This is a genomic window from Pseudomaricurvus sp. ABR4_320 (genome assembly GCF_056159445.1).
In genome coordinates this window covers 1-1686 of record NZ_JBSWVF010000063.1, presented here as the reverse complement: position 1 = coordinate 1686, position 1686 = coordinate 1, and the positions used below count along the sequence as shown (strand labels likewise).

2 protein-coding genes are annotated in these 1686 nt (G+C 41.6%); one reads left to right on the top strand and one right to left on the bottom strand.

Features of this window, described 5'->3' with window-relative positions; all coding sequences use genetic code 11:
* Positions 1-324, top strand: a 324-nt coding sequence (locus tag ACXAFR_RS27340) for a transposase domain-containing protein (protein ID WP_475183332.1), incomplete at its 5' end; no start/stop codon positions are given.
* Between the two features lie 565 nt (positions 325-889).
* Here the strand turns inward: ACXAFR_RS27340 and ACXAFR_RS27335 are convergent.
* Positions 890-1210 carry a hypothetical protein gene (locus ACXAFR_RS27335; protein ID WP_475183330.1) on the bottom strand — a complete coding sequence of 107 codons (321 nt, stop codon included), beginning with the start codon at positions 1208-1210 and terminating at the stop codon, positions 890-892.
* Positions 1211-1686 lie beyond the last annotated feature (476 nt).

Genomic DNA, 1686 nt, shown 5'->3' with positions numbered 1-1686 from the left:
GTGTTTCTGGAAGAGCCGGACGTGGCGATGGATACCAATCATCTGGAGCGAACGCTGCGGCCGATTCCCATGGGGCGCAAGTCGTGGCTTTTTTGCTGGACAGAACTTGGGGCTGAGCACGTCGGCATCATCCAAAGCCTGATCAGCACCTGCCGCCTACACGACATTAACGCGTACACCTATTTAACGGATGTGCTGTTGAGAATCAGTGAACATCCGGCAAGCCAGATCGAAGAACTGACCCCACGCCTTTGGAAGGACACGTTTGCCGAAAATCCGTTACGCTCTGATTTGTTTAGAGAAGTCAATGACTCCGTAGAATGAGCGGTTACTATTATTCTACAGATGACAAAACCTATTGATTGAAAATATCATTCTTGGCCATTAAGCCGAAATACCTTTTCCTCCTTCTCTTGCCCACAACAAAAGGAGCCACAGCTCCTTTTTTTCATTTCACTCAACGCATATTTTCAAATTGTCACCACTTACGCCTTTGCCAGCTTCTTCTGGTGCTTTCACCGGTCGAACCTAAGCACCGGGAAATCGTATATCTGAATCTAAAGCAACTCATATACGGTGCAAAGAGAATCCCAACAAACGTTGCTGCGATTGAAGAATCCTAACTTATAGAACCTGACTAGCGGTAGCGTCTAAATATCTTAAATAATGATCTTAATTTAAGTCGACGGCACATTTACTTTCTGAAGATGACGTCATTCTCCCAAGCCCGGAATAATTCAAATTCTGGATAGTCTATAGCTTCAACTAAACTTTATTTGATTTTGTCCAACCGCAGATGTTCATGGGCTGGTTTTGGGTACATCGAATAATAGTAGTATCCAGTACTTTGGGGAATCTTATTTAACACCACCGCCAGAATGACGGTCGATTACATCCTGATTAGCTTTGCGCCCATCACTAAACCTACCCAAAAGATAGTTACACAAAAAAATGTCAGGGCTAACTTGTCTCCCATAAGAGGTCTCTTGTCTCCCGTTACTGTTTTTATAGATATATTCCTGAAAATAAGTGTCAATACTATTAAAACTAGAGGAATCATCATGATTTTTCTCCATCCAATAGTCTCACTTATAAAGTTATGGAAGCTGATTCCAATAAACAAACCCAAAGGAAGTAGCTTTACTAGAAAAAACCCAATAGCGCCTTCATTAGGGTTTTCATTTAGATCAGGCTGACCTTCATTTTTCATGTGAATCCATTTCCCTAAGTTGTTGAAGATAACCAAGCAAAGGGAAGCATCTTCAATTTATTTCTGATGTTCGTTAAATAAAGACGTTAACGGGTTAAGTATAGCTTCGTTACAGCGAGGAAGAATTTTCTTGGCTTCTGATACTCACAGAATAAATCTGGATATGTGAAGGCTGTCACATTTTTAACTTAGGAAAGAGATATTCGGTTAGAAGCCTGACACCTAAAAAGCAGAGATCGTGATTGAACCCATGCCTCACGGTTTACCGTTAAGACAAACGCATTACCTAGAGCCAGTCGGCTAAACGGGTCGAATCCTTGGGAAGATAAACGTAGCGTCAATTCTGTCGGGACACCACCGATTTTCAATAGACTATATTTTTAGCCAAAAACACTTTTTCTTCGTTTTCTTGGTCATTAATTTGACTCTCGTAAGGTGGTAGTGAGGTGTCTACTTTTCTTGGGGCACTCGGATTG